This window comes from Paenibacillus sp. FSL H8-0260 (genome assembly GCF_045040625.1).
GTDB lineage: Bacteria > Bacillota > Bacilli > Paenibacillales > Paenibacillaceae > Paenibacillus_AQ > Paenibacillus_AQ odorifer.
The window spans coordinates 6,120,260-6,146,701 of sequence record NZ_CP150298.1 but is presented as its reverse complement, the minus strand read 5'-3'; the positions used below and the strand labels follow the sequence as shown (position 1 = coordinate 6,146,701).

General features: G+C 42.8%; 17 protein-coding genes and 1 riboswitch. Of the genes, 15 read left to right on the top strand and 2 right to left on the bottom strand.

Translation table 11 applies throughout. The features are described 5' to 3' along the window. Positions 1-47 precede the first annotated feature (47 nt). From MHI51_RS27210 to MHI51_RS27195, 4 genes are all read left to right on the top strand, one after another. A complete protein-coding gene (locus tag MHI51_RS27210; protein ID WP_076277815.1) occupies positions 48-2,099 on the top strand; it encodes a beta-galactosidase in 2,052 nt (683 codons plus the stop codon). Positions 2,100-2,170: 71 nt separating this feature from the next. Next, positions 2,171-2,279: riboswitch (TPP riboswitch) on the top strand. 103 nt (positions 2,280-2,382) lie between these two features. Further along, a complete protein-coding gene (thiC, locus tag MHI51_RS27205; protein WP_405173397.1) occupies positions 2,383-4,125 on the top strand; it encodes a phosphomethylpyrimidine synthase ThiC in 1,743 nt (580 codons plus the stop codon). An 85-nt stretch (positions 4,126-4,210) separates the two neighbouring features. After that, on the top strand, positions 4,211-5,197 hold the full coding sequence (locus MHI51_RS27200; protein WP_076219825.1) for a phosphotransferase: 987 nt from the start codon (positions 4,211-4,213) through the stop codon (positions 5,195-5,197). A gap of 253 nt (positions 5,198-5,450) precedes the next feature. Beyond that, positions 5,451-8,978: an alpha-amylase family glycosyl hydrolase gene (locus tag MHI51_RS27195; protein WP_081387642.1), complete on the top strand. Its 3,528-nt coding sequence runs from the start codon at positions 5,451-5,453 to the stop codon at positions 8,976-8,978. A 94-nt stretch (positions 8,979-9,072) separates the two neighbouring features. On the opposite strand, the gene MHI51_RS27190 is transcribed toward MHI51_RS27195, so the two are convergent. Then, positions 9,073-9,996: a phosphotransferase gene (locus MHI51_RS27190; protein WP_339169891.1), complete on the bottom strand. Its 924-nt coding sequence runs from the start codon at positions 9,994-9,996 to the stop codon at positions 9,073-9,075. A gap of 154 nt (positions 9,997-10,150) precedes the next feature. On the opposite strand from MHI51_RS27190, the gene MHI51_RS27185 reads away from it, so the two are divergent. The 10 genes from MHI51_RS27185 (at position 10,151) to MHI51_RS27140 (ending at position 25,724) form a co-directional block, all read left to right on the top strand. After that, positions 10,151-11,029 (top strand): aminoglycoside phosphotransferase family protein, encoded by an 879-nt coding sequence (locus tag MHI51_RS27185; RefSeq protein ID WP_341003952.1) that lies wholly within the window; start codon positions 10,151-10,153, stop codon positions 11,027-11,029. A 249-nt stretch (positions 11,030-11,278) separates the two neighbouring features. Next, the gene (ahpC, locus tag MHI51_RS27180; RefSeq protein WP_036681373.1) at positions 11,279-11,842 is read left to right on the top strand and encodes an alkyl hydroperoxide reductase subunit C; all 564 of its coding nucleotides are present in this window, start codon (positions 11,279-11,281) and stop codon (positions 11,840-11,842) included. A gap of 14 nt (positions 11,843-11,856) precedes the next feature. Next, positions 11,857-13,386, top strand: a complete 1,530-nt coding sequence (gene ahpF / locus MHI51_RS27175; protein WP_076277814.1) for an alkyl hydroperoxide reductase subunit F — start codon at positions 11,857-11,859, stop codon at positions 13,384-13,386. Positions 13,387-13,652: 266 nt separating this feature from the next. After that, on the top strand, positions 13,653-14,474 hold the full coding sequence (locus tag MHI51_RS27170) for a methyl-accepting chemotaxis protein (protein ID WP_405173396.1): 822 nt from the start codon (positions 13,653-13,655) through the stop codon (positions 14,472-14,474). Between the two features lie 116 nt (positions 14,475-14,590). Continuing rightward, entirely contained in the window at positions 14,591-15,307 is a 717-nt protein-coding gene (gene deoD, locus MHI51_RS27165; protein WP_036681380.1) for a purine-nucleoside phosphorylase, read from the top strand. 301 nt (positions 15,308-15,608) lie between these two features. Next, positions 15,609-22,433 carry an S-layer homology domain-containing protein gene (locus MHI51_RS27160; protein ID WP_405173395.1) on the top strand — a complete coding sequence of 2,275 codons (6,825 nt, stop codon included), beginning with the start codon at positions 15,609-15,611 and terminating at the stop codon, positions 22,431-22,433. A gap of 233 nt (positions 22,434-22,666) precedes the next feature. Next, the gene (locus MHI51_RS27155) at positions 22,667-23,674 is read left to right on the top strand and encodes a cation diffusion facilitator family transporter (protein ID WP_076277160.1); all 1,008 of its coding nucleotides are present in this window, start codon (positions 22,667-22,669) and stop codon (positions 23,672-23,674) included. Positions 23,675-23,748: 74 nt separating this feature from the next. Then, positions 23,749-24,069, top strand: coding sequence for a metal-sensitive transcriptional regulator (locus MHI51_RS27150; protein WP_076128794.1), 321 nt, complete (start codon positions 23,749-23,751; stop codon positions 24,067-24,069). A 105-nt stretch (positions 24,070-24,174) separates the two neighbouring features. Then, complete coding sequence (locus MHI51_RS27145) at positions 24,175-24,504, top strand: four-helix bundle copper-binding protein (protein WP_076185472.1); 330 nt, start codon at positions 24,175-24,177, stop codon at positions 24,502-24,504. Between the two features lie 221 nt (positions 24,505-24,725). After that, positions 24,726-25,724: a globin-coupled sensor protein gene (locus tag MHI51_RS27140; RefSeq protein ID WP_076219251.1), complete on the top strand. Its 999-nt coding sequence runs from the start codon at positions 24,726-24,728 to the stop codon at positions 25,722-25,724. Positions 25,725-25,803: 79 nt separating this feature from the next. Here the strand turns inward: MHI51_RS27140 and MHI51_RS27135 are convergent, their stop codons facing one another. Further along, on the bottom strand, positions 25,804-25,974 hold the full coding sequence (locus tag MHI51_RS27135) for a hypothetical protein (protein WP_155288200.1): 171 nt from the start codon (positions 25,972-25,974) through the stop codon (positions 25,804-25,806). 137 nt (positions 25,975-26,111) lie between these two features. On the opposite strand from MHI51_RS27135, the gene MHI51_RS27130 reads away from it, so the two are divergent. Further along, complete coding sequence (locus MHI51_RS27130) at positions 26,112-26,435, top strand: PadR family transcriptional regulator (RefSeq protein ID WP_036681391.1); 324 nt, start codon at positions 26,112-26,114, stop codon at positions 26,433-26,435. The last annotated feature ends 7 nt before the right edge of the window (positions 26,436-26,442 follow it).

Genomic DNA, 26,442 nt, shown 5'->3' with positions numbered 1-26,442 from the left:
GAATTATAAAATATTGAAAGCATATTTTTAATACTTTGGAGGTAATGATGAAGAAACCTGTCGCAACTGAAAAATTCGAGCTTGGCGTCTGTTATTATCCGGAGCACTGGCCAGAAAACATGTGGGAGGACGATTATCGCCGGATGCGTGAACTCGGCTTTACGATCATTCGGATGGGGGAGTTTGCTTGGTCTATTTTTGAACCAGCAGAAGGGCAGTTTCAATTCGGGCTCTTTGATCGGGCGATTGATCTAGCACATAAATATGGTCTTCAGGTTGTACTTGGTACTCCGACGGCGACGCCTCCAGCTTGGTTGACTGATAAGTATCCCGAAGTTTTAAATGTTACCTACGAAGGTGTTACACTTCAGCATGGCATGCGCCGTCATTATAATTACAGCAGTCCTAAATACCGGGAACTGTGTGCACGTATTGCAGAACAAATGGCTGAACATTACGGCAATCATCCGGGTGTAGTTGGCTGGCAAATTGATAATGAGCTCAACTGTGAGATCAGTGAATTTTATTCGGAGAGTGACCATAAGGCTTTCCGGGAATGGCTACAGCAGAAATATGTTACACTTGAGCATTTGAACGAGGCTTGGGGAACTGTTTTTTGGAATCAAAGCTATAGTGACTGGTCTCAGGTCTATCTTCCACGTCCGACTCCAGTACCGAAGCAACCCAATCCTCATCAGGCATTGGATGAAAAACGGTTTATTTCGGACAATACAATTTCTTTTGCCAAAAACCAAGCGGATATCATCCGTAAACTTGCCCCTAAGCAGTGGGTAACCACGAACGGTCTGTTCGGGCATCTCGATAGCCATGAAATGACGGATGAACTGTTGGATTTCTTCAGCTATGATTCCTATCCTCAGTTCTCTACTATTTTTTATGACCCGAATGAGCGGAATCCGCTGAATGATAGAGGCTGGGGACTGTCGTTATCTGTTGTTCGTTCGATATCCCCGAATTTCTGCATTATGGAGCAGCAGTCGGGCCCGGGTGGCTGGGTGAACCGGATGGATATGCCTTCTCCAAAGCCCGGGCAGATGCGGTTATGGACTTATCAGTCGATCGCTCATGGAGCAGATATGGTGTTATATTTCCGCTGGCGGACAGCTACGATGGGCAATGAAATTTATTGGCATGGAATCAATGACTATCATAATCAGCCTAACCGGAGAGTGCGGGAAGCGGGGCAGATCGGTCAGGAGCTGGCAGCAGCAGGTCATGCGTTTGTCGGTACTCGTAATCAGGCTAACATTGCTATTGTTCGTGATTATGACAATGAGTGGGATGGAGAATACGATGTTTGGCATGGCCCGTTTATGTGGAAGAGCAATAAGGAGTGGTACAAGGCGCTTCAGCGGAAGCATATCCCGAATGACGTACTCTATTTACGCAAAAAAACAACGCTGGAGGAGCTTGCAAGGTACGACGTGCTTATCTATCCTCACCCAGCGATTATGACAGATGAGACAGCAGCACTGCTGGATGAATATGTTCAGCAAGGCGGCAAACTGATCTTCGGCTGTAGAACCGGCTATAAGGATGAGCGCGGACAATGTTATATGCGTCCTTTCCCAGGTGCTGCTAAGGATCTATGCGGGATCACAGTTGAAGAATTCACAATGGTTAAGGGCAGTCGTCAGCCAACAACAATTAGCTGGTCGGGCGTGACCGAAGTCGTTACAGGAGCAGATGACTTTAATGATATTCTCAAAATAGAGGAAGCTTCGGTTGAAGTGATGGCGGTTTACGCCTCTGATTATTATGCGGGAAAACCGGCGGTAACTAGAAATCGTCGCGGCAAGGGTGAGGTTTGGTATTACGGAGCCGTATTTAATGAACAGGCAGCGGCTGAGATCATAAATTTAATTGATCTACAATCGCCAGCAGATTGGCTGGAGCTCCCAGAAGAGGTAGAGCTGCAAGTCCGTACCGGAGCTTCTTCCAGTTATGCTTTTTTGCTTAATTATAGTGAGACTCCTGTCACGATCCATCTTCATGAGACCAAAACAGATTTACTGAGCGGCACAACATTGTCGGGCGAGGTGCTTCTGGAAGGATTTGGGGTATTGGTGTTAAACTAACGTATACATTGATCTCACATTTGAGTAGATTTGGATAATTCTCTCTTTTCGGTTATACTTTGAAGTAGCAATTATATAGTCACGGGAGCTTGGTGGAACCAGGCTGAGAGGATAGTTATAACTATCGACCGTCAAACCTGATCTGGATAATGCCAGCGGAGGAAATGGAGCTCTATTTCTATTTGTCTACTCTAAGGCCGCATCTTATACAGATGTGGCCTTTTCTATGTGTGGGGAGTAGACCGTCTCCGCTTGATCAAATCACCTTATAGGAGGAATTGAGATGACAAGCGAATTGAACAACGATCCAATCAATCTATCAGCTTTTCCAGCAAGTCAAAAAGTGTATGTAAAGGGTTCACGGCCTGATATTCAGGTGCCTATGCGGGAGATCTCACTTAGTCCAACTGCGGGCATAGACGGCGAAGAGGAGAATGCTCCAATTCATGTCTATGACACAAGCGGGGCTTATACGGATGCTAATATTCATACTGATATTCGTCAGGGGTTAGAGCCCAATCGTCTAAGCTGGATTGAGGAACGAGGGGATGCGGAAGCGTACGAAGGAAGAACCGTGAAGCCTGAAGATAACGGGAATGCAACGGGAAAAGCTGTGGCGGAAGTGTTTCCAGCGCTCCATAGAAAACCTTTGCGAGCGAAAAAGGGGCGTAATGTCTCTCAAATGCATTATGCACGCAAAGGGATTATTACTTCGGAAATGGAATACGTTGCGATTCGTGAGAATGTGACACCGGAATTTGTAAGAGATGAAGTAGCCCGCGGCCGCGCCATCATTCCAGCGAATATCAATCATCCAGAGAGTGAACCAATGATTATTGGACGCAATTTTTTAGTGAAGATCAATGCCAATATAGGAAATTCCGCAGTATCCTCATCCATAGAAGAAGAGGTAGAGAAGATGAGATGGGCCACCCGCTGGGGTGCAGATAATATAATGGATCTCTCCACAGGTAAAAACATCCATACGACACGCGAGTGGATCATCCGTAATTTTCCTGTTCCTATTGGAACGGTGCCTATCTATCAAGCGTTGGAAAAAGTGAATGGGAAAGCGGAAGATTTAACATGGGAAGTGTACCGTGATACGCTCATTGAGCAAGCGGAGCAAGGGGTTGATTATTTTACCATTCATGCGGGGGTTCTGCTTCGTTATATCCCGTTGACGGTACAACGTATGACAGGCATTGTTTCAAGAGGTGGCTCCATCATGGCGGCATGGTGTCTTGCGCATCATCAAGAGAACTTTTTATATACACATTTTGAAGAGATATGTGAAATCATGAAGCTGTACGATGTTTCTTTTTCCCTAGGCGATGGATTACGTCCGGGTTCGATTGCTGATGCGAATGATGAAGCACAATTTGCCGAGTTAGAGACGTTAGGTGAATTAACAGCTATAGCTTGGAGTCATGATGTACAGGTGATGGTAGAGGGTCCAGGACATGTGCCGATGCACTTGATTAAAGAGAATATGGATAAGCAACTTGAAACTTGTAACGAAGCCCCTTTTTATACATTAGGTCCACTGACTACAGATATTGCGCCTGGTTATGATCATATTACCTCTGCTATAGGTGCAGCGATGATTGGTTGGTTCGGTACAGCTATGTTATGTTACGTAACTCCGAAGGAACATCTTGGCCTGCCTAATAAGGAAGATGTACGTATAGGGGTCATTACTTATAAAATAGCGGCTCATGCCGCAGATTTGGCGAAAGGGCATAAAGGAGCACAAGACCGGGATAATGCTCTTTCGAAAGCCCGTTTTGAATTTCGTTGGCGTGATCAATTTCATTTATCGTTAGATCCTGAGCGAGCGCTCGAATATCATGATGAGACATTGCCTGCGGAAGGCGCTAAAACAGCTCATTTCTGTTCCATGTGCGGGCCGAAATTTTGCAGTATGAAGATCTCTCATAATATCCGGAATACGACGAGAATTGAATCAGGAATGCAAGAGAAGGCGCAAGAGTTTCTCCAAGGCGGGAGCCTCATTTATAGATAACTTTTTCTGCTAAAAAGAAATATCTAAAAGAAGTCGTCATTGGCGGCTTCTTCTTTTATACTTTGAATAGATAGGAGTTGATGAAATGGAAGCGATTCGTTCAGAGGAAGCCATTTTAGAGGATTTAAGTAATAGTTTCTATCATTTTTTTGGATTGAAAGTCCTTCATGCTACCCCAATAAAACGTGGCTGGTTAAATCTTAAATGGAAAATCATAACGGATTCAGGACCATTTCTACTTAAACAATACAACAAAAAAAGATATAAATTGTATAACCCAGAAGAGCTGAACTTTGCTTTTTCTCAACAGAAAAGATTGTATCTACAGGGGCTCCCATGTCCCGGATTGTTGGCTTATAACCATAAAGTTTTATTGGAATCAGATATGGGAGAGACGTTTATGGTTATGGAATATTGTGAAGGGCGTGTCATAGAGCCGGGCAAAATTAACATCCTTCAAATGTTTGATTTGGGTCGTGCCACAGGTAAAATGCATCGTTTATTAAATGATGGGACCCTTAGTTTGAAAAGAACCCCACAATTTATTCCCCAAAGCCCTGAGGAACGTTTAGAACATTGGAATGTACTCCTACAACAATCAAAGGAAATGGGCAAAACTTCACTCATCACTGACCTAGAGATACAACTGAGAGCGACTGAAGAAATAGATCCGGAAATATTCGAAGGACTTGTAGCTGGATGGGCACATCGTGATTTATGGGTTGATAATCTTTTATTTCAAGATAGCCAATTGTCTGCAATTCTAGATTTTGATCGGTTCAAATATGATTATCCGCAGCTTGATGTAGCGCGAGCAGTGATGTCATGTGCTTTAGATGAAGATTTAGATGGAGCACTAGCTTCAGCATTTATTGACGGATATCGTGAGGAACGAACGGTGGAGCAGGGGTATTTAACAAAATCATTGCAGTTGTTGTGGTATATGGAAAGCCCGTGGTGGATTAATGCCGCGATGGACAAACATAGTGTACCTCCAAAACGTTTTGCAAAAGAAATGAATTGGCTGGCTAAGAACCTGAACAATTTACCTGCTATCTTAGGGAACTTATAGTGAAAACGATTGAATTATAGCCTAAAAGATGCATTGACCAGCAAAAGTTTGGCGCCTATAATCTTAACAAGGAAAATTCATCAGATATTGAACCATTTGTAAACGCATACAATGAGTTTTTTCCTTATTAATCATTGAAGGAGGAGATTAAAACTATTAAGTATTTCTTTTTTTCTCATTTTTGCAAACGTTTGCACATCACGATGGGCTTAAAATCGTAAGCTGCACTTAAAATTATGAGGAGGTTATTTACTTGGTATCCAAACAATCCAGGCGTTATATTTCGTGGTTAATTATTTTTTCACTCATTTTTAGTTTATTTGGTTTATCGGGTGGAGCATCGGCCAGCAATACGGATCATACAGTCACCTATACCAATCCTACAGCGGCAGCTGTGACCTTACATTGGACTACGAATAACTGGGCTAATACTACGGACACGGTGATGACCAAAAATGGAACCACGTTCATCGCCAACCTCAACGTTCAGGAAGGTGCCACCCTAATTTATTGTTATCACATCACGGCTCCAACGGATAGTTGGGACAATAACGGCGGGAAGAACTGGACGGTTGTTATTCCGGTCGCCGGAAAATACGAAGCAGAGAGTGCATCCCTATCTGGTGGTGCAAAAGTAAATACGAATCACACCGGATATTCGGGCACTGGTTTTGTTGATGGATATACAACTACAGGAGCAGCCACCACTTTTAACGTCCAGGCTTCCGCAGCAGGGTCCTATAATGCCACGCTTCACTATGCTAATGCATCCGGCAGTGCTAAAAAAGTGTCCATTTATGTCAATGGAATAAAGGTTACACAGACAACATTAGCCAACCTGACCAACTGGGATACATGGGCAGACCAAACAGAAACACTCTCTTTACAGGCAGGAAATAACACGCTTGCTTATAAATATGACTCGGATGATAGCGGGAATATTAATATCGACTATGTGACCCTTTCGGCCGGAGCTACACCAACACCAACGATAACTCCTACCCCAACAGTGACACCAACACCTACGGTAACTCCTACCCCAACAGTGACGCCAACACCTACGGTAACTCCTACACCAACAGTGACGCCAACACCTACCATAACACCCACACCAACGCCAACAGTGACGCCAACACCTACACCTACTTCAGCGGGGCTAACCGTTCACTTTAAGAAACCAGCAAGCTGGAATGCAGCGATCCGCATCCATTACTGGAATCTGAATCCGGCAACCGTTCCGACTAGTGGAGCATGGCCGGGAATACTGATGAAATCGGACGGGAACGATTGGTATAGCTATACTGTTCCAAATGCTACAGGGGCAAGCCTGATCTTTAATGACGGCAATGGCAAACAGACGGCTGACTTATCTCGCAGCGTAAAAGAGGGCTGGTATAACTCAGATAACGTATGGTATGACGCCAATCCAGACGTTCCTAAGGTTCCGGTGATATCCGTCTCTCCTGTGCCCAAAACCTATGATTCTGCCCAAACGGTGACCCTATCCAGTACAAATAGCGGCGATAAAATTTATTATACGACCGACGGATCAACACCTACGACAACCTCAACGTTGTATACGACTCCAATCCAAGTACCTTCTTCTTTGACTATCAAAGCATTCGGCGTTAACTCTATAGGGCAAGCGGGTAATGTCGGCTCTTTTGCTTATGTGATTGATCTGAATGCCGATTTGCAAGCTCCGATTATCACTGCGAATCTGCCTGTTGGGAATTCGAGCTCAGCGGTTTCCGTATCTTTTAATATAAAAGACAACAAGGCGGCAACGACCACAGCATATTACACAGATAATGGTACGGAACCAACAACGAGTTCAAAAGTCTATATTTCAGGCAATGCACTGACATCTCTTACCGGACCGTCTATCTTGATTAACAAGACGACAACCTTAAAATTCCTTGTGATCGATGGTGCCGGAAATGAAACTAAACAGAGTTTTGTTTATAACATTGGTAATAAGGGCGATTTTCGTGAAGATACGATTTATTTTGTAATCACTTCCCGGTTTTATGACGGTGATCCGAGTAACAACGAACATGCATGGGAGGATGCCAAGGCAGGAAATCCGGACTCTGATCCAGCTTGGCGAGGGGATTTCAAAGGACTGATTCAAAAGCTCGATTACATTAAAGCCTTAGGATTCAGTGCCATCTGGATTACACCTGTGGTGCAGAATGCCAGCGGATATGATTATCATGGGTACCATGCAATAAATTTTGCAAAAGTAGATCCAAGATATGAATCCGCAGGGGCATCCTATCAGGATTTGATCAATGCAGCACACGCTAGAGGGATAAAGGTTATTCAAGATATTGTCGTCAATCATACCGGTAATTTTGGAGAAGAAAATCTGTTCCCGATGTTCAAAAAAGATCCAACGGCGGCGGACACCGTGAGTAACATGCTCAAAATTACGGATAAGCTGCCAGCTAACTATGATTCCATGACCCCGGATCAGCAATATCAGGCAAGACTTGCCTTAATGAAGACTGCGGAGACTAACAATAACATTTACCATACGGAAAAAAGTCTTTCTTGGGAGTCTTACACCGTCCAGACAGGACAGATTGCGGGAGACTGTGTGGACTTAAACACAGAGAATCCTCTAGTGAATCAGTATCTAATCGACAGCTATAATCAATATATTGATATGGGTGTGGATGCTTTCCGGGTCGATACTGTAAAGCATGTAAGCCGGTATATTTTTAACAAATATTTTGTGCCGGCATGGAAAACAAGAGGGGGCTCAGACTTCTTTGTCTTTGGGGAAGTGGCTACTCGGTACAGAGATGTGTGGAACAGTGGAATTCCGGCGATATCAACACCATTTTATACTTGGAAAAGCTCAAAACCCTATCCAGGTGACGGTCAAAATGACTACGCTTCCAACAAGCTATCGGTGGAACAAGAGTGGGCAGATAACTCTACTACAGCAGGACAACCTACCTCGAACAATGCATTTTTAACAGGAAATACTTATCATGCGCCTGACTATTCGATGAAATCGGGTATGGATGTTATTGATTTTCCAATGCACTGGGCCTTCAAGACTGCTCAGGAAGCATTTAGTATGAGAAGCGGTGATCAATTCTATAATGATGCTACCTGGAATGTAACTTATATTGACTCTCATGACTATGCACCTGACCAGGCACCAGAAAATCAAAGATTTGCAGGCACACAGGACACTTGGGCTGAGAATCTCGCGCTGATGTTCACCTTCCGAGGAATACCTGCGATCTATTATGGTTCTGAAATTGAGTTCAAAAAAGGATCAGTCATCGATGTAGGTCCAAATGCGCCGTTAAGTACAACAGGCCGTGCTTACTTTGGCGATCATATTGAGGGTAGTGTTACTGTTCAAGATTACGGTAAATATATCAATGCTACTGGCACACTTGCAGACTCATTAAATTATCCTCTGGCGAAACATATCAGACAACTTAATTTAATTAGAAGAGCTGTTCCTGCTTTGCAAAAAGGCCAATATTCTACAGAAAATGTATCAGGTGATTTGGCATTTAAAAGAAGATACACAGATAGTAGCAAAGGAATCGATAGCTTTGCTTTGGTTACGATCTCAGGAAATGCAACATTCACCGGAATTCCTAACGGAACATATGTGGATGCGGTCACTGGTGATACCAAAACCGTTACCAACGGTGTGATCACAATCAACTGCTCCGGGAAAGGAAATGCGCGAGTGTATGTATTGAACGGTAGTGGTGGAATCGGAGAGTCAGGAACCTATCTGAAGTAGAACCTTGTATATTAGTTATCAAGAATAACCTCAGTTCGGGATGAACCCGTACTGAGGTTGATTTTATATAGTACAGATTGAAACGTCAGTATTTTTACCCGTGTTTAATGCAAAGTTCTTGCCATTTCATAAGCCAACTATATTGTTCATCGCAGAATTCTTTGGATATACTTTGCAATCCTTGACACTGCACTATTCTTGAGATGATTTGAAAATGTCTGATCGCAATAAAATCGAAAAGAGCCTTAAACTCATTACTACTTATTGTACGTGTTGTACTATAACCCGAATAAAAACGTTCGTACAAACGCATGGTTTGATCATACATCGATTCATTTGAGTGATTAAAATCGGTAGCATCACACATGTATGCAACATCCATACTCGGATAATCACCCGAAGCATCATCGAAGTCCAAAAGAATATATTCACCGCACTCATTTCTGAGCATATTTCCTGTGTGAAGGTCACCGTGACAAAAGCTTTTGGGAAGCCTTGTGATACGTTCCCATAATTCATTGCCGTAATGATTTAGTTCAAGGATTTTTCCTGGGTCAAATTGGAGATCTTGCATATTGGAGATATAACCATCGATGTAATCGAATTTTGTTCTACGGATAAGCTTCTCGGGGTATCGCTCCATTAAGTTATGGAGTTTCCCGATCTGTGTCCCGATGCTCTTCGCCTCGATTTTACCATCGGGTGTTGCTCCCTCGACATAATCGTATAGTATTCCAACGCAGCTGCCAGCCTGACTACTGAGTATAATGTGGCTATCATTCTGTACAGTTCTAATCACAGAAACTGCTGGATATGAGTTAGCTTTTAAATAATCGAGGATGCGAACCGTCTGCAGAGCATCATCCGTTTTAAAGCTACGAAATATTTTGAACATATACTTTTTCTCTTGGTTCTGCAAAAAATACACCCTACCGATCATCTCACGATGAAGGTTGATATTCTCTATATTTATTTGATAGGAGTGTTTAATTTCATTGATAAGGCTATCATATTCCATATACAAAGATCTCCTTCTGATATATATCGAGCTATAAAAAAGTATATTCTCTTTGTACTTTATAACTAATATATAAAGCTTACACATACCATATGTCACAAGAAAATATTTAAGACAACCAAATAATGCTTGTAAATCATGATTGGAGATATTTATGCATACTATAGACGTCGATTTAGTAGCAAGATTAATAAATGAACAATTTCCTGAATGGTCCGATTTAGAGATCAGGCCTGTAAAATTCAGTGGGCATGATAATCGGACTTTTCATTTAGGTGAACAGATGAGTGTGCGATTACCAAGTGCAGCCGCTTATGTTCCTCAAGTGGAGAAAGAACAAAAATGGTTACCTTTTTTAAAGAAAGGACTTACGTTACCTATTTCAACACCATTAGCGAAAGGGACACCTACCAAAGAATATCCCTGGCCTTGGTCTATTAATAATTGGCTAGAGGGAGAGACTTTATCCCATGAGAACATTAATGATCTCAATCAATTTGCGAGAGACTTGGGAAGCTTTTTAATTGAATTACAGTCTATTGATGCTAGTGGGGGACCTTTAGCCGGAGAGCATAATTTTTATAGAGGTGGGTCCTTAGCTGTATATGATGAGGAATCTAGAAATGCGATTGAGCATAATAAAGATATTTTTAATGAAGGTCTATTGAAAAAGATCTGGAAACTGGCATTAGACTCTGAATGGGAGTCAGAACCAGTTTGGGTTCATGGTGATGTCGCACCTGGAAATATATTAGTCAAAGACGGACAGCTTTGTGCAGTCATTGATTTTGGCATATTAGGGGTGGGTGATCCTGCTTGTGATGCTGCAATGGCGTGGACTTTTTTTGATGAGGCTAGTAGAAGAATCTTTAAAAAGGTATTAAACATGGATGCACAAACGTGGAATAGAGCAAGAGGGTGGGCTTTATGGAAAGCACTGATCACCTATAATGGAAATCGATATTCTAATCCAACAGTAGCGGAAGAATCCTTGAATATTATCAATCTAATAGTAGAAGACATCGAATTGTAGAAATTGAACTACATAAAACATGTAAACTAAACCATAATAGTCAATAAGCACGAATGAGCATCAGTCAGATGATAAAGTGTTGTATTTAAATCCGAAAGAAAGGAATTTGTATGAACATTTAGCGACTGACAACGATTATCATATTAGAATTATTATAAATAACTTGACAGGCCTTAATTTGGTTAATTATAATAATTATAAATAGTATCCACTCTATTCATAAATTAAACCCAAAGGAGATTAAACAATATGTCATTAATCGGAACAGAAGTACTACCATTCAAAGCAAGCGCATTTCAAGATGGGAAATTTATCGATGTTACAGAAGAAAACTTCAAAGGTAAATGGAGTGTAGTTTGCTTTTACCCAGCTGACTTCACATTCGTATGCCCAACTGAACTAGAAGATTTGCAGAACCAATATGAAACCCTCAAACAACTAGGTGTTGAAGTATATTCCGTTTCTACTGACACACACTTTACACATAAAGCATGGCATGAAAGCTCCGCAGCAATTGGCAAGGTGAAGTACATTATGATCGGCGATCCTTCCCATGTGGTTTCCCGCAACTTTGATGTATTGATCGAAGCTGACGGTCTTGCAGATCGTGGTACATTCATCATTGATCCAGACGGTGTTATTCAAACTGTTGAGATTAATGCTGGTGGTATCGGTCGCGATGCTAGCGCTCTTGTTAACAAAATTAAAGCAGCGCAATATGTACGCAATCATCCAGGTGAAGTTTGCCCAGCGAAATGGTCGGAAGGTGCAGAAACTCTTAAACCAAGTCTCGATCTTGTAGGTAAGATTTAAGGAGCGAAAGCTAAATGAAACTAGATCAAGAAATAAAAGCTCAACTAGCGCAATACCTTGAACTCTTGGAAGGCGATGTAGTACTGAAACTCAGTGCAGGCGCTGACGAGGCATCACAAGAGATGACCGAACTAGTTGATGAAATTGCCAAAATGTCACCTAGGATTACGGTGGAAAGAACCGAACTGTCTAGAACCCCAAGCTTTAGTGTAAATCGTGTGGGTGAAGATACGGGCGTAACCTTTGCCGGAACTCCGCTTGGACACGAATTTACTTCATTAGTATTGGCTCTGTTGCAGGTTAGCGGAAGAGCTCCTAAGGTTGAGCAAAGTGTAATTGATCAGATCAAAGGCATTAGTGGTGAATATAAGTTTGAAACTTATGTTAGCCTGAGCTGTCATAATTGCCCTGATGTTGTACAAGCACTGAATCTTATGAGTATCTTTAATCCGGGCATTACCCATACGATGATTGACGGTGGAGTATTCAAAGAAGAGGTAGAAAGCAAAGAAATTATGTCTGTTCCAAGCGTCTACCTTAATGGTGAATTTTTCGAAAGTGGTCGTATGACGGTTGAAGAAATTTTAGCTAAAATGGGCAGCAGTGTGGATGCATCTGAGTTTGACAATAAAGCTCCATATGATGTGCTTGTTGTCGGCAGCGGCCCAGCTGGTGCAAGTGCAGCCATTTATGCGGCACGTAAAGGTATTCGTACAGGTATTGTTGCTGAACGCTTTGGCGGACAGGTTAACGACACGCTTGGTATCGAGAACTTTATTAGTGTGAAGTACACTGAAGGTCCTCAACTCGTAGCTAAACTTGAAGAGCAAGTAAAAGAGTATGGCATTGATGTGATGAAATTGCAGCGTGTCAGACGTCTAGACAAAAATGACTTAATTGAAGTTGAACTCGAGAACGGTGCTGTTCTAAAGAGTAAGACGGTCATTCTGTCTACAGGTGCTCGTTGGCGGAATATGGGCGTGCCTGGTGAAGCTGAATTCAAGAACAAAGGTGTAGCCTACTGCCCACACTGTGATGGTCCTTTGTTTGCAGGCAAAGATGTTGCAGTTGTTGGCGGCGGTAACTCAGGTATTGAGGCAGCTATTGACCTTGCAGGTATAGTGAAGCATGTAACGGTTCTGGAATTTGCTCCAGAGCTCAAAGCTGATGCTGTACTGCAAGATCGTCTCTATAGCCTTCCTAACGTTACTGTTCTTAAAAACGTGCAAACTAAAGAGATTACCGGAACTGATAAGGTAAATGGTATTTCTTATGTTGATCGTGCGACAGAAGAGACTCACCATGTTGAATTGCAGGGTGTATTTGTACAGATTGGTCTGGTTCCAAATACAGAATGGCTAGGTGACACAGTTGAACGTACTCGCGTAGGTGAGATTGTTGTAGATAGCCATGGTGCTACTAGCTTACCAGGAGTATTCGCTGCTGGTGACTGCACTAATAGTGCTTATAAACAAATCATTATCTCGATGGGATCCGGTGCAACTGCAGCGCTAGGAGCATTTGATTATCTGATCCGTAACTAATCGATATTATTAGTAACAGCAAGAGAACGAAAGCCCTCACTTTTCACAAAGTGGGGGCTTTTTTTATGTTATTCGTCTTTTGTGAGAGAGAAATGGGTGTTTGTAAACTTTTTTGGAGGATTTTATGAAGATTTTCGCGAATACATATCTAAAATATGAATTAAGCAAAATTAAGGATTTAGATTAAATGCATGTCTGCAAGGCATAATCTGGTTAGACTTGGTGCGCTATAAATAACGTTTTGCTGGAATGGAGACTATATTTCTGTGATTAACAACATTGAATCTTTAGACAAATTTATCTCACTTATACCAATTATAAAATTATCTATCCCCTCTGATTTATCAATAGCGATATGTGATTTGGAACGGTTCGTTGCTTATTTTCCTGGCGACACTATAAATTTAAACATTAACGAAGGACAACCTTTACACAAAGAAGAACCACTTTACTTAGCGATACAAGAGAATCGTACCTTGAAGTCCGATGTTCCAGCCCACTTTTATGGATTTGAGTTTACAGGTACAGCAACACCTCTTCACGATCAAACGGGACAAGTCATTGGCGGGATTGCAGTTCAGATTCGAAGACAAAGTGAATTAAAAGCCATTGTAGAACAAATCTCGGAATCATTATCCCAAGCCAATGAGCAAATTAATAATATTTCCTATGGCGTAAGTTCACTTTCGGATCACTCTCAGGAACTACTCATTCAATCTCAGCAGGCTGGAAAAGATGTGGAGAATACAACAGAAGTCCTATCCATTATAAACAGGGTTGCTGATCAAACGAATTTACTTGGGCTGAATGCTGCAATAGAAGCAGCGCATGCAGGTGAGAAAGGTAGAAGTTTTGAAGTCGTAGCCAAGGAAATCCGGAAATTTTCAAGGGAAGCCGTCGCCTCGACGCAAAACATAAATAAAACCATGTTACAGATTAAGGGAATTACGAATCAAATGGCTAATTCGATAGAGAAGATAGCAGCTATCGGGCAAGAACAGGCGGCATCTGTTCAGCATACTTCTACATTTATTGAGGAAATAAAGATAATGTCCCAAAAACTTAATGAGTTTGCTAATAAATTATAAAAAGAGATTCAGTAGCAGTATTTTTGTCGCAATAAAAGAAAATTTTAAACGTATATTTAAAATCATGAATGGTATAGTAAGATAGTAATGAGTAATCAACATAGGAGGAATAAATTATGTCAACGCCGCACAATGCAGCACAAAATGGTGAAATCGCCAAAACAGTATTAATGCCAGGAGATCCTTTGAGAGCGAAGTATATTGCAGAAACCTATTTGGAGAACCCAACCCAATTTAATACGGTACGTAATATGTTTGGATATACAGGAACTTATAAAGGCAAAGAGGTTTCGGTAATGGGTTCGGGAATGGGAATGCCAAGTATCGGTATTTATTCTTATGAACTATACAAAAACTATGGTGTGGAAAACATCATTCGTATCGGTAGTGCTGGAGCATATACTGATAAATTGAATTTATTTGACGTGGTGTTGGCGGATAGCGCGTGGAGTGAATCTACATATGCCTATGTGCAAAGCGGTGTAGAAGGAGATATCCAGCTGCCAAGTAAAGAATTGAACGAAGTCATTGAAGCAGCGGCTACACGTATTAACAAGCCAGTTCTGACGGCGAGAATTCATTCCAGCGATGTATTCTATCATGAAGACAATGTGCCTGGAGTTAATGAATTTTACAATGAACATGGCTGTGTTTGTGTAGAAATGGAGAGTTATGCGTTGTTCCATAATGCGAAAGTGTTAGGTAAACAAGCTGCATGTATTCTTACCATTTCCGATTCGTTAGTTACTCATGCTGTAACCACGGCAGAAGAAAGACAAAATTCTTTCAACGGCATGATGGAAGTAGCTTTAGAAGCAGCGATTTCTATTTAATAAAAAAGATTAAGCAGCTTAAAAAGTTCTACGAGAAAAAGCTTGAAAGCCTATTAAATTCAGGATTAAGTCCTGATATTTGATAGGTTTTTTTCTCATTTGTAAGGTTGTGGAAATGGATAGGTGAAGCGTGTAAATTATTGTTGTTTTTAATCAAAATTTAATGTTAAATTCGTAATAATTCTCTCGGATTATACCGATATAAAAATCAAACCAAATGGCTACAAATCTTAGACAAGACATCTAATCTCCATATGGTGGAAGTAATTATATTTTGGTGTAATGCCAAAGGGGGAAAATTGTGATTAAGCGGAGTGGCAATCTTTTATTAGCAATAAGTTTAGTATTCTCTATCGTCAGTTCTCTGTTTATGCCTGCAGTAATTTATGCAGCACCCAGCAATAGCAATATCATAGATCAAAGCTCCACATCAGCTGGAAATTTGAGCAGTGTTGCTTTTGGTAACAATGTTTTTGTAGCGGTGGGCCAAGGAGGGATATCTACATCATCAAATGGCGTAGATTGGTCTATCTCAAAAAAGGCGGGGAACCCCAAACTAACTTCTATTGTGTTCGCTAATGGGCTGTTCTTAGCTATTGATGGTAGCGAAAAGGCAGTTTACAATTCACTCGATGGTGAAAATTGGACAAAAAAAACGTTAGCTATCACACCGGAAAGGTTGAAAGCGGTCAATGAAAAGTTCTTTGTATGGCAGTCAGTATATAAACCTGGCACCAATCCACCTTCTTATGATGTAACTCTACTACAATCCTCGGATGGCATTAACTGGACAGACACAGGAATCACTTCTACCAATGCAATATTCGGAATGCAAAGCTTAACGGATATTGCTTATGGCAACAACAAATATGTGGTCTCTGCTAACAATGCTGTCTATTATACCTCAACGAATCTGATCAATTGGACAACGGTCACCTTAACCGATCTTGTGATCAACCACTATAACTCTAGTTGGCCTTATGTTACGAATGTAATCTATTTAAATAATCGTTTCTTTAGTTATATCGTGACTCCGTATGCTAAAAAAGTATTCACCTCTACAGACGGTGCTAATTGGACCGTTGATGCCTCATGGGATAACAAGCAATTTTATGGGGGAGGTTCTTTAAATGGGAGCTATTTGTTGTTTGGGCAGGGTGTAATTTATAAATCTTCTGCGGCTCCGCTGGACAGCACCCAGTGGACATCTTCGGATTCCCATACAACAATGATGGTGAACAATATGGTTTACGGAAATGGCAAATATGTTGCCTCAGGGGGCAGCGGCTTACTGGTTTCTTCTGACCTATCGGCGTGGAGTAATGTCAGCGGTAATCTGAAAAGTATTGCTAAGGATGGTAATGGCAATTATGTTGCCGTCTCATCCGGGGAATATGGCTCTATTTACAAATCTAATAGCTCCGCAGTATGGAACGATGTCACACCCTCCAAGCTGCCGGGAATGAATGCGGTCACTTATGGAGCAGGGAAGTTTATTGCGGTTACAGATAAAGAAAACTACAATCTTAACGCCAAAGTGGTGACCTCGACCAACGGTGATACTTGGACTATGACAGATACCGGAGTGCAGGACAATCTGACTGGCGTTGCTTTTGGCACAAATCAGTACGTTGCTGTTTCCGATTATGGCGGAATTTATTCTTCAGTTAACGGAACCTCATGGACAGAGAAATTTAAAAATGGGGATTTTGCATTTAATACAGTAGTTTACTTGAATAATCAATTTGTAGCTCTTGGGATGAAATACAATAGTACTACTTATGAGCAAGAGAGCGTTGTTATCGCAAAATCATCAGATGGAATACAGTGGAATGTGCCCTTAGAGATTGGGTTCCCCAATACTTCTTTAAAGGGAATTGCCTATGATGGTAGAGCTTATATTCTGGTTGGAGAAGATACACTTAGCCAGCAGGCAGTAATTCTAACCACAGAAGATTTGGTAACTTTTACGAAGGTTACAATATCAGCTAGCGCACTAAATAATATCAGCTTTGGTAATGGAAGTTTTCTGGCTGTTGGATTGAAGGGGGAGTTATTCTCTTCGGCAGACGGATCCACGTGGACTCAGGAAACATCAGAGCTTACCTCTAATCTTAATGGCATTATTTACGATGGTACTAATTTTAAGGTCGTGGGGGATTATTTCACTAAAATGACCCTGAACCTAGGACCTACTCTTGCATATAGCATCACCGCCTCAGCGGCGACGTTGACACCTGTCGTAGGTGTAGATAATGGGATTACGCTGACCGTGAAAAATTCGCTGGGCAATACGGATACAACGTTCACCGGAACAAAAGAAGTGACGGTAACGGGTTATGGTGTTGCGCCGGACGGAACGTACGGAAGCTTAGGAAGCACTGCTTTGGCAGCTTCACCGAACAAGATCAACGTTAATTTCGTTGCGGGTGTAGCACAGGTGAACCTTAAGCTGAATAAAGCGGGAGCACAGGCTGTTGTGTTTAGCCAAGCAGGCGTAACTTCGCCAGCGGCAACAGCGCTGAACATTGCACCTGTCGCAGGTAGCACAGCGACAATGAAGCTGACTACGGGCGTAAGTGCCCCGCAGGTCAATGGCGGCAGCTTCGCGCAGCAGCCAGTGATAACGCTGCTGGATCAGTTTGGGAATGTAAACCTTGGCGACAACAGTACGGTTGTTACTGTGTCGAAGAAGGACACAGGAAGCTGGACGTTGACGGGGAATACGACGTTGACGGCAGTAGCGGGTGTCATTTCCTTTACGGATCTGGGAGCTACGAATGCAGCTGGAATCACCGGAGCGCAACTGGCATTTGATGCGACAGGTCTTCCACAGAACACTAGCGCTACCGTGAATCTTCCACAACCACAGGGAGCGCAAAGCATCACCGCCTCAGCGGCGACGTTAACACCTGTCGTAGGTGTAGATAATGGCATTACGCTGACCGTGAAAAATTCGCTGGGCGATACGGATGCAACGTTCACCGGAACGAAAGAAGTGACGGTAGCGGGTTATGATGTTGCGCCGGACGGAACGTACGGAAGCTTAGGAATCACCGCTTTGGTAGCTTCACCGAGCAAGATCAACGTTGATTTCGTTGAGGGTGTAGCACAGGTGGATCTGAAGCTGAACAAAGCTGGCGCGCAAGCGGTTGTGTTCAGCCAAGCAGGCGTAGCCACGCCAGCAGCAACGGCGCTGAACATTGCACCTGTCGCAGGTAGCACAGCGACAATGAAGCTGACTACGGGCGTAAGTGCCCCGCAGGTCAATGGCGGCAGCTTCGCGCAGCAGCCAGTGATAACGCTGCTGGATCAGTTTGGGAATGTAAACCTTGGCGACAACAGTACGGTTGTTACTGTGTCGAAGAAGGACACAGGAAGCTGGACGTTGACGGGGAATACGACGTTGACGGCATTAGCGGGCTTCATTTCCTTTACGGATCTGGGAGCTACGAATGCAGCTGGAATCACCGGAGCGCAACTGGCATTTGATGCGACAGGACTTCCACAGGTCACTAGTGTAGCGTTGAATCTTCCACAGCCACAGGGAGCACAAAGCATCACCGCCTCAGCAGCGACCTTGACGCCTGTCGTAGGTGTAGATAATGGCATTACGCTGACTGTGAAAAATTCGCTGGGTAATACAGATACAACGTTCACGGGAACGAAAGAAGTGACGGTAACGGGTTATGGTGTTGCGCCGGACGGTACGTACGGAAGCTTAGGAATCACCGCTTTGGCGGCTTCACCAAGCAAGATCAACGTTGATTTCGTTGCGGGTGTAGCTCAGGTGGATCTGAAGCTGAACAAAGCTGGCGCGCAATCGGTTGTGTTCAGCCAAGCAGGCGTAGCCACGCCAGCAGCAACAGCGCTGAACATTACACCTGTCGCAGGTAGCACAGCGACAATGAAGCTGACCACAGGCGTAAGTGCCCCGCAAGCTAATGGCGGCAGCTTCGCGCAGCAGCCAGTGATAACGCTGCTGGATCAGTTTGGGAATGTAAACCTTGGCGACAACAGTACGGTTGTTACTGTGTCGAAGAAGGACACTGGAAGCTGGACGTTGACGGGGAATACGATGTTGATGGCAGTAGCGGGTGTCATTTCCTTTACGGATCTGGGAGCTACGAATGCAGATGGAATCACCGGAGCGCAACTGGTATTTGATGCGACAGGTCTTCCACAGATCACTAGCGCTACCGTGAATCTTCCACAGCCACAGGGAGCGCAAAGCATCACCGCCTCAGCGGCGACTTTAACACCTGTCGTAGGTGTAGATAATGGGATTACGCTGACCGTGAAGAATTCACTGGGCGATACGGATACAACGTTCACAGGAACAAAAGAAGTGACGGTAACGGGTTATGATGTTGCGCCGGACGGAACGTACGGAAGCTTAGGAATCACCGCTTTGGCAGCTTCACCGAGCAAGATCAACGTTGATTTCGTTGAGGGTGTAGCACAGGTGAACCTGAAGCTGAACAAAGCTGGCGCGCAAGTGGTTGTGTTCAGCCAAGCAGGCATAGCCACGCCAGCGGCAACGGCGCTGAACATTGCACCTGTCGCAGGTAGCACAGCGACAATGAAGCTGACTACGGGCGTAAGTGCGCCGCAGGCTAACGGCGGCAGCTTCGCGCAGCAACCAGTAATTACTTTGCTGGATCAGTTTGGGAATGTAAACCTTGGCGACAACAGTACGGTTGTTACTGTGTCGAAGAAGGATGCAGGAAGCTGGACGTTGACGGGGAATGTGACGTTGACGGCAGTAGCGGGTGTCATTTCCTTTACGGATCTGGGAGCTACGAATGCCACTGGAATCACCGGAGCGCAACTGGCATTTGATGCGACAGGTCTTACAGAGATCACTAGTGCAGTTATTGACCTTACCTGGCCTGAACTTGCTGCGCCAAGTATTGAGTCTGTAACAGCAGGGAACGGACATATTCGAATTACTTGGAGTCCCGTATATGGTACCGATAGTTACGCTGTATATCAGTCTACAGCTTCAGGTGTTTATGGAGCTGAGGTAGCTACTATAAGTGGCTCTGAGAACAGTTACGATGCTGTAGGATTAATTAATGGAACTGCTTATTATTTTATTGTTAAAGCTGTTAATCCTGATGGTATCAGTGCGGCTTCCAATGAAGTAACTAGAACGCCTCAGGTTCCAGCGCCGGGCGCGCCAATACTTCATTCACCTGTGGCAAGTAATGGCCTCATCGGCTTAACATGGGATCCGGTGAAGGGTGCGATTGGATACACTATATATCAAGGTATCACTTCTGGAATCTATGAGACCCAAGTGGCTACAGTAAGCGAATCTGTCTACAACTATGATGTGACAGGGTTAACTAATGGCCAATCTTATTATTTCGTAGTTAAGGCATCTAATCCGGGCGGGGAGAGTGCAGCTTCTAACGAAGTCAGCACGAAACCAAGAACATCACCATCTGCACCTACGGACTTAATAGCGGTAGCGGGAGATGGCGAGGTGACTGTGACATTTGCAGTTCCTGATTCGAACGGGGGAACTCCAATTACGAATTATGAGGTAACTGCTTCTCCGGGAAATATCGTAACGGTTGGGGCAACAAGTCCAATAAAGGTAACTAGTCTAGCGAATGGAACCACTTATTCGTTTACAGTTAAAGCGATTAATAGCGCTGGTAGTAGTGTAGCTTCTGAAGTTTCGAACTCCGTGACACCGAAGTCATCAACGGAGGTTGAGGTTACACCTACACCGCCAACACCAACGCCAACGCCAACAGAATCACCGACATCAACACCGACATCAACACCGACTGCACCACCTTCAACAACTGCACCAACTGCAACAGCAGGATCCACTGCTACAGCTACAGCTACACCATCTAGCAGCATGGTTGAGGTATTGGTGAACGGTAAGGTTGAAAATGCCGGAACAGCAACGATATCTGAGTATAACGGGCAGACGGTTACCACGATTGTTGTAGATCAGGCAAAAATAGAGCAACGTATCGAAAAGGAAGACCAGAATGCAATTATAACTATCCCTGTGACTGCGACTTCAGATGTGATTATTGGCGAGCTTAATGGCCAAATCATCAAAGATATGGAGCAGAAGCAGGCGCTGCTAATCATTCGTACTCCAAAAGGTACTTATACAATATCAGCAGCACAGATTGATATCAGTGCAATTTCAAAACAGTTTGGCACAGACATTGCTCTACAAGATGTGAAGGTGCAAATTTCAATTTCTGTTCCGACTGCGGATGCACTGAAAAGAATAGAAATGTTGGCAGCCAATGAAAAGCTAACGTTGGTAGCTCAGCCATTAGATTTCACGGTGAAGGTTACTTACGCTGGGAAAACTGTTGAACTCACTAAGTTTAATACCTATGTGGAAAGAACTATTCCTCTAGCGGATGGTGTAGACCTTAAGAAGATCACGACTGGGCTAGTGCTTGAAGCGGGGGGGACATTCCGCCATGTACCCACACAGATTGTTGCCATTGATGGCAAACACTTTGCGAAAATACACAGTTTAACGAACAGTACGTATTTTGTAGTTCAAGATCCACAGAACTTCAAGGATGTCGCCACCCACTGGGCTAAGGACATTGTCAATGAGATGGCTTCCCGTAAGGTTATTAATGGAGTCGGCGACGATTTGTTTAACCCTAATCTGGAGATTACACGTGCAGAATTTGCGGCGATTATCGTACGTGGATTGGGATTGAAGTTGGAAAGCGGGACAACATCCTTTGCGGATGTAAAGGTCTCAGATTGGTATAATGATGCGGTGCAGACAGCTTACTCCTATAAGCTAATCAACGGTTTTGAAGATGGAGCGTTCCATCCAACAGACAAGATTACTCGGGAACAGGCGATGAGTATTATTGCTAAAGCTATGGTGATTACCGATTTGAAGACAAATCTTCCGGCCAAAGAAGCAAGCGAGCTGCTGAGCATTTACACGGATGCGAATGAAGCATCAGACTGGGCGAAGAGTGGCATCGCAGACAGCCTGCAAGCAGGAATCATCACGGGCAGAAGCGGAAATGTACTTGCCCCACAAGCCTTCATTACGAGAGCAGAAGTTGCGGCTATCATCCAAAGATTGCTGCAACAATCAGATTTGATCTAATACACGGTTCTGATTCGAGAGGATCCTTCATGCAGGAAGAGCTGCGGAGGGTCCTCTTTATTTTATTAGGTCAGAGACAATCATTTGTTGCTTTTTTATTGACAAGAAGAAAAATCCAGTCAATAATAACATATGAACACATGCTCATATGTTATTATTAACTGGAGCTTTTGAATGTAACTGCGCAGGGCTACGAATACTATCTAGCTGAAGGTAATAGGAGGTTAAGCATGATGAACAAGAAGAACAAACGCAATCATCAGGTCGAAAATGTACACGGGCAACGGTCCAATCACGATCACAGTAACCACGACCACGCTCATGAAGGACACAGTCACTCCCATGGCTCTCACGGGCATCAACATTTTGATCCTAGTGGAAATAAAAAAGGGCTTTTGATTGCGTTGATCATTACGGTTGGAATTATGTTTTTGGAGTTTTTTGGTGGGTTGATTACTAACAGCTTAGCCCTGTTATCGGACAGTGGGCATATGCTAAACGATGCAAGCTCTCTAGCATTAAGCCTAGTAGCGGTCTGGTTTGCAACTAAACCTGCTTCTCCGAACAAAACGTATGGTTTTCATCGATTTGAAATTTTGGCGGCACTCTTAAACGGAGTTACTTTATTTGTAGTTGCTGGATTTATTATTGTAGAAGCTTATGGGCGGTTTTTTGAGCCGCCGACAGTTGCCAGCGGATCTATGATGCTGATCGCAAGTATTGGTCTTTTAGCCAATGTGGCTAGTGCATGGTCGCTTATGAGAAAAGGGGATGTAAAAAATAACATTAATCTCCGTAGTGCTTATCTCCATGTGCTTGGTGATGCTTTAGGTTCAGTAGGGGCAATTATTGCCGGTTTAATCATGATGATTTTTGGCTGGTATGTTGCTGATCCAATCATAAGCGTACTGGTTGCTCTATTGATTCTTAGAGGGGCATGGGGAATTATCAAACATACCGTTCACGTCCTTATGGAAGGCACCCCGATTACAATTAATCCAGCTGAAGTAAAGGAAATCCTCGAAAGCATTGAGGGGGTTAGAAATGTTCATGACCTGCATATCTGGACCATTACTTCGGGTTTAGATTCACTCAGCTGTCATATCTTAATTGAAGAGGAAGCAGATGGGCAACACATTTTGCAGCAAGCTATTCGGTTAATTGCCGATCATTTCAAAATTCAACATACAACCATTCAGGTTGAAACTTTCGCTATAGTTCATGAAGAATTGAAAATCTAATCAATGATTTATTTTTTGAATAGAATAGGGGGGCTATAGTATAATAAAAATACGAGGAAAGGGGTGACCGGTGCATGGATAATCTGACTCACGAGCATGAATCATGCAGTACGGATGAGCGGAAAAGTCATCACTCAGATAAAACTAAAAAGAATTTGATTAGCCGGCTCAATAGAATTGAAGGTCAGGTTAGAGGGCTAAAAGGGTTAATTGAAAAAGACACCTATTGTGATGATGTGCTGCATCAAATCTCCTCGGTCCAATCTGCATTGAACGGCGTGGGCAAGCTTTTGCTGGAGCATCATATGAAAAGTTGTGTAGTGGAACGTATCCAGGAAGGTGAGAACGAGGTACTGGATGAACTATTAGTTACCATCAATAAATTAATTAGATAATTGATCAATCGGAAGGATTCCCCGGAATCCTTTTTTATTTGCTCAAATTGGGTATATATAGAGTAGGGGACTATCCTAATTTATGATTTGAGAGGAGAATGTGTTATGGCACATCAAAACTACAAAGAGTGTATCGAAGAGTGTTTAAAATGTATGATAGCTTGCAATCACTGTTACTCTGCTTGTTTGGATGAGGATCATGTGGGGATGATGAAGGAGTGCATTCGCCTGGATCGTGAATGTGCAGATATATGCGAGTTTGCAGCTCATGCCATGTCGATGAACAGTAAATATGCAAAAGAGATTTGTTTAGCTTGTGCAGAAGCTTGTGAAGCCTGCGGCAACGAATGCCAAAAGCATGATCATGAACATTGCCAGCAATGTGCAGAAGCTTGTTTTGCTTGTGCAAAAGTTTGCCGTGAAATGGCGGCGTAATTTAAAGCTTGAAACTGAAGGGGCTGCTGCGGCAGCCCTTTATTCATGAATAGGAAGCCAAATCTAAGGGCAACTAGTGAGGTTTTGTAAAATTATTAAGTAATATAGGTAAATATAGTGTTAAAATTTATTGAAATAATACCTTTATAATCAAGAGATATAGATGCCATAGGGGATGGCTGAGAAAAATAAACAGTTATGAGAGGGATGTTAACGACGGTATGATCAATCTTAGTCCAGAACGACTCCAGCAAGTTAGCTACATAGGGATTAATGAGGCTGATTTAGAATTATTAAAAAGCAAGGAGAAAGAATTCAACTTAATCGTTAGCTCATTGGTTGAGGAGCTGTATAAACAGATGACGATGGAGCCAGAGCTGCTCCTCATCATTGAGCAGCACAGTACACTGGATCGATTGAAAGAAACACAGCAGTGGTATTTTTTATCCATGGCCGCTGGTGTGATCGATGAAGCATTTATTGAAAGACGTTTGCTTATCGGGAAAATCCATTCTCGTATTGGATTAACAACGAATTGGTATTTGGGGACGTACATATTATATCTGGATTTGGCTACTGCTTATTTTGAACGGATATTACCAAACGAATGGAAGCCTGTTATTCATGCCTTAACCAAGATGTTTAATCTCGATTCACAGCTCGTTCTTGAAGCCTATGAAGTGGATGAAAAAGCAAAAATAGAAAACTTGCTGGAGAAGCAAAATCACCTGCTTACAGGAGTGAGTTCAGCCGTTCAGGAGCTGGTATCTTTGATGGTTCAATTAAAGGATAGCAGTGAATCGATAGAAAGTTTAGCTAGTAAAAATGCTGATTATCAAGAGAAAACGCATCAAACGGTATTATATTTGGACAAAGAGGTGGAGTCTATTCATCAAGTGGGTACGATGATTAGAGAAGTGGCTGATCATACGCATCTTTTAGGCCTAAATGCAGCTATTGAAGCAGCCAGAGCTGGGGAGTTTGGAAGAGGTTTTGAAGTTGTGGCTAATGAAGTTCGTAAGCTAGCCCGTCGCTCAAAGGATTCACTGGTAACCATTGACCAGAAACTCGACAATATCAATGCCACCCTTTCCAAGGTGAAAAAAGAATCGGAACACAACTCCATGTATTCCAAGGATCAGGTCAAAAGCTCTCAAGAGCTGGCTTCCTTCGTGAACTTAATTGAAAAAGTGACTGCTGAGTTAGAGAGCTTGAAATGAAACTGCTACGGATTGAAACACTCCTTCAGAAAATTCTGAGGAGTGTTTTTTTGTTTGAAGAAGTTATTAGCGGTATAGCTTAAACATCAGTTTTGGAGACACCGTTTAAGCTGGGCACATAATCAGCAGCCTTATCGATGTTCACCATCTGAGCGGCTTCATTGAAATTGTTGTTATTCTCCGCATTGTTTTTCTTACTTGGTTGATGTTTTCCTGGAGCTTCTTTGGGATTGGCACTATTTTTGGGCATGACATTCACCTCCATATTCTTCACCTAGTATGAGAAGGTAGTTTGAATTTTATGCCAGCAGTTGACAAGTGTATCATTAAAAGATATAGTTCATTTAATGATATATCTTTTAATGATACATATGAGGAGGTGATTAAGTGTCAAGAACGGACTCATTGGAAATGGGAGAGCTCACAGACACTGCATTTTATATTCTCTTGTCTTTAGTCGAAGCCAAACACGGATATCTGATTATGAAATCAATCGAAACGATGACGAACAATCAATTTTCAATTGGGCCTGCTTCCATGTATACAACCATTAAGAAGCTGTTAGCGGCTGAATTTATTGAGCTGTATAAAGAAGAAGAGGACGACAAACGAAAAACGTATATTGCAACGGAAAAAGGAATTGGATTGCTAAGAAAAGAAGTAGAGCGCCGAAAAGAAATGATTAGACATGCAGAACAAATTCTCAAATAAAAGGTGG

What these genes read in the sequence shown, in the direction of transcription:
- MHI51_RS27155 (WP_076277160.1), top strand. Translation starts at nt 22,667, where the DNA reads ATGAACAAGAAGAACAAACGCAATCATCAGGTCGAAAATGTACACGGG.
- thiC (WP_405173397.1), top strand. Translation starts at nt 2,383, where the DNA reads ATGACAAGCGAATTGAACAACGATCCAATCAATCTATCAGCTTTTCCA.
- MHI51_RS27190 (WP_339169891.1), bottom strand. Translation starts at nt 9,996, where the DNA reads ATGGAATATGATAGCCTTATCAATGAAATTAAACACTCCTATCAAATA.
- MHI51_RS27210 (WP_076277815.1), top strand. Translation starts at nt 48, where the DNA reads ATGAAGAAACCTGTCGCAACTGAAAAATTCGAGCTTGGCGTCTGTTAT.
- MHI51_RS27150 (WP_076128794.1), top strand. Translation starts at nt 23,749, where the DNA reads ATGGATAATCTGACTCACGAGCATGAATCATGCAGTACGGATGAGCGG.
- MHI51_RS27135 (WP_155288200.1), bottom strand. Translation starts at nt 25,974, where the DNA reads ATGCCCAAAAATAGTGCCAATCCCAAAGAAGCTCCAGGAAAACATCAA.
- deoD (WP_036681380.1), top strand. Translation starts at nt 14,591, where the DNA reads ATGTCAACGCCGCACAATGCAGCACAAAATGGTGAAATCGCCAAAACA.
- MHI51_RS27145 (WP_076185472.1), top strand. Translation starts at nt 24,175, where the DNA reads ATGGCACATCAAAACTACAAAGAGTGTATCGAAGAGTGTTTAAAATGT.
- MHI51_RS27185 (WP_341003952.1), top strand. Translation starts at nt 10,151, where the DNA reads ATGCATACTATAGACGTCGATTTAGTAGCAAGATTAATAAATGAACAA.
- ahpF (WP_076277814.1), top strand. Translation starts at nt 11,857, where the DNA reads ATGAAACTAGATCAAGAAATAAAAGCTCAACTAGCGCAATACCTTGAA.
- MHI51_RS27140 (WP_076219251.1), top strand. Translation starts at nt 24,726, where the DNA reads ATGATCAATCTTAGTCCAGAACGACTCCAGCAAGTTAGCTACATAGGG.
- ahpC (WP_036681373.1), top strand. Translation starts at nt 11,279, where the DNA reads ATGTCATTAATCGGAACAGAAGTACTACCATTCAAAGCAAGCGCATTT.
- MHI51_RS27200 (WP_076219825.1), top strand. Translation starts at nt 4,211, where the DNA reads ATGGAAGCGATTCGTTCAGAGGAAGCCATTTTAGAGGATTTAAGTAAT.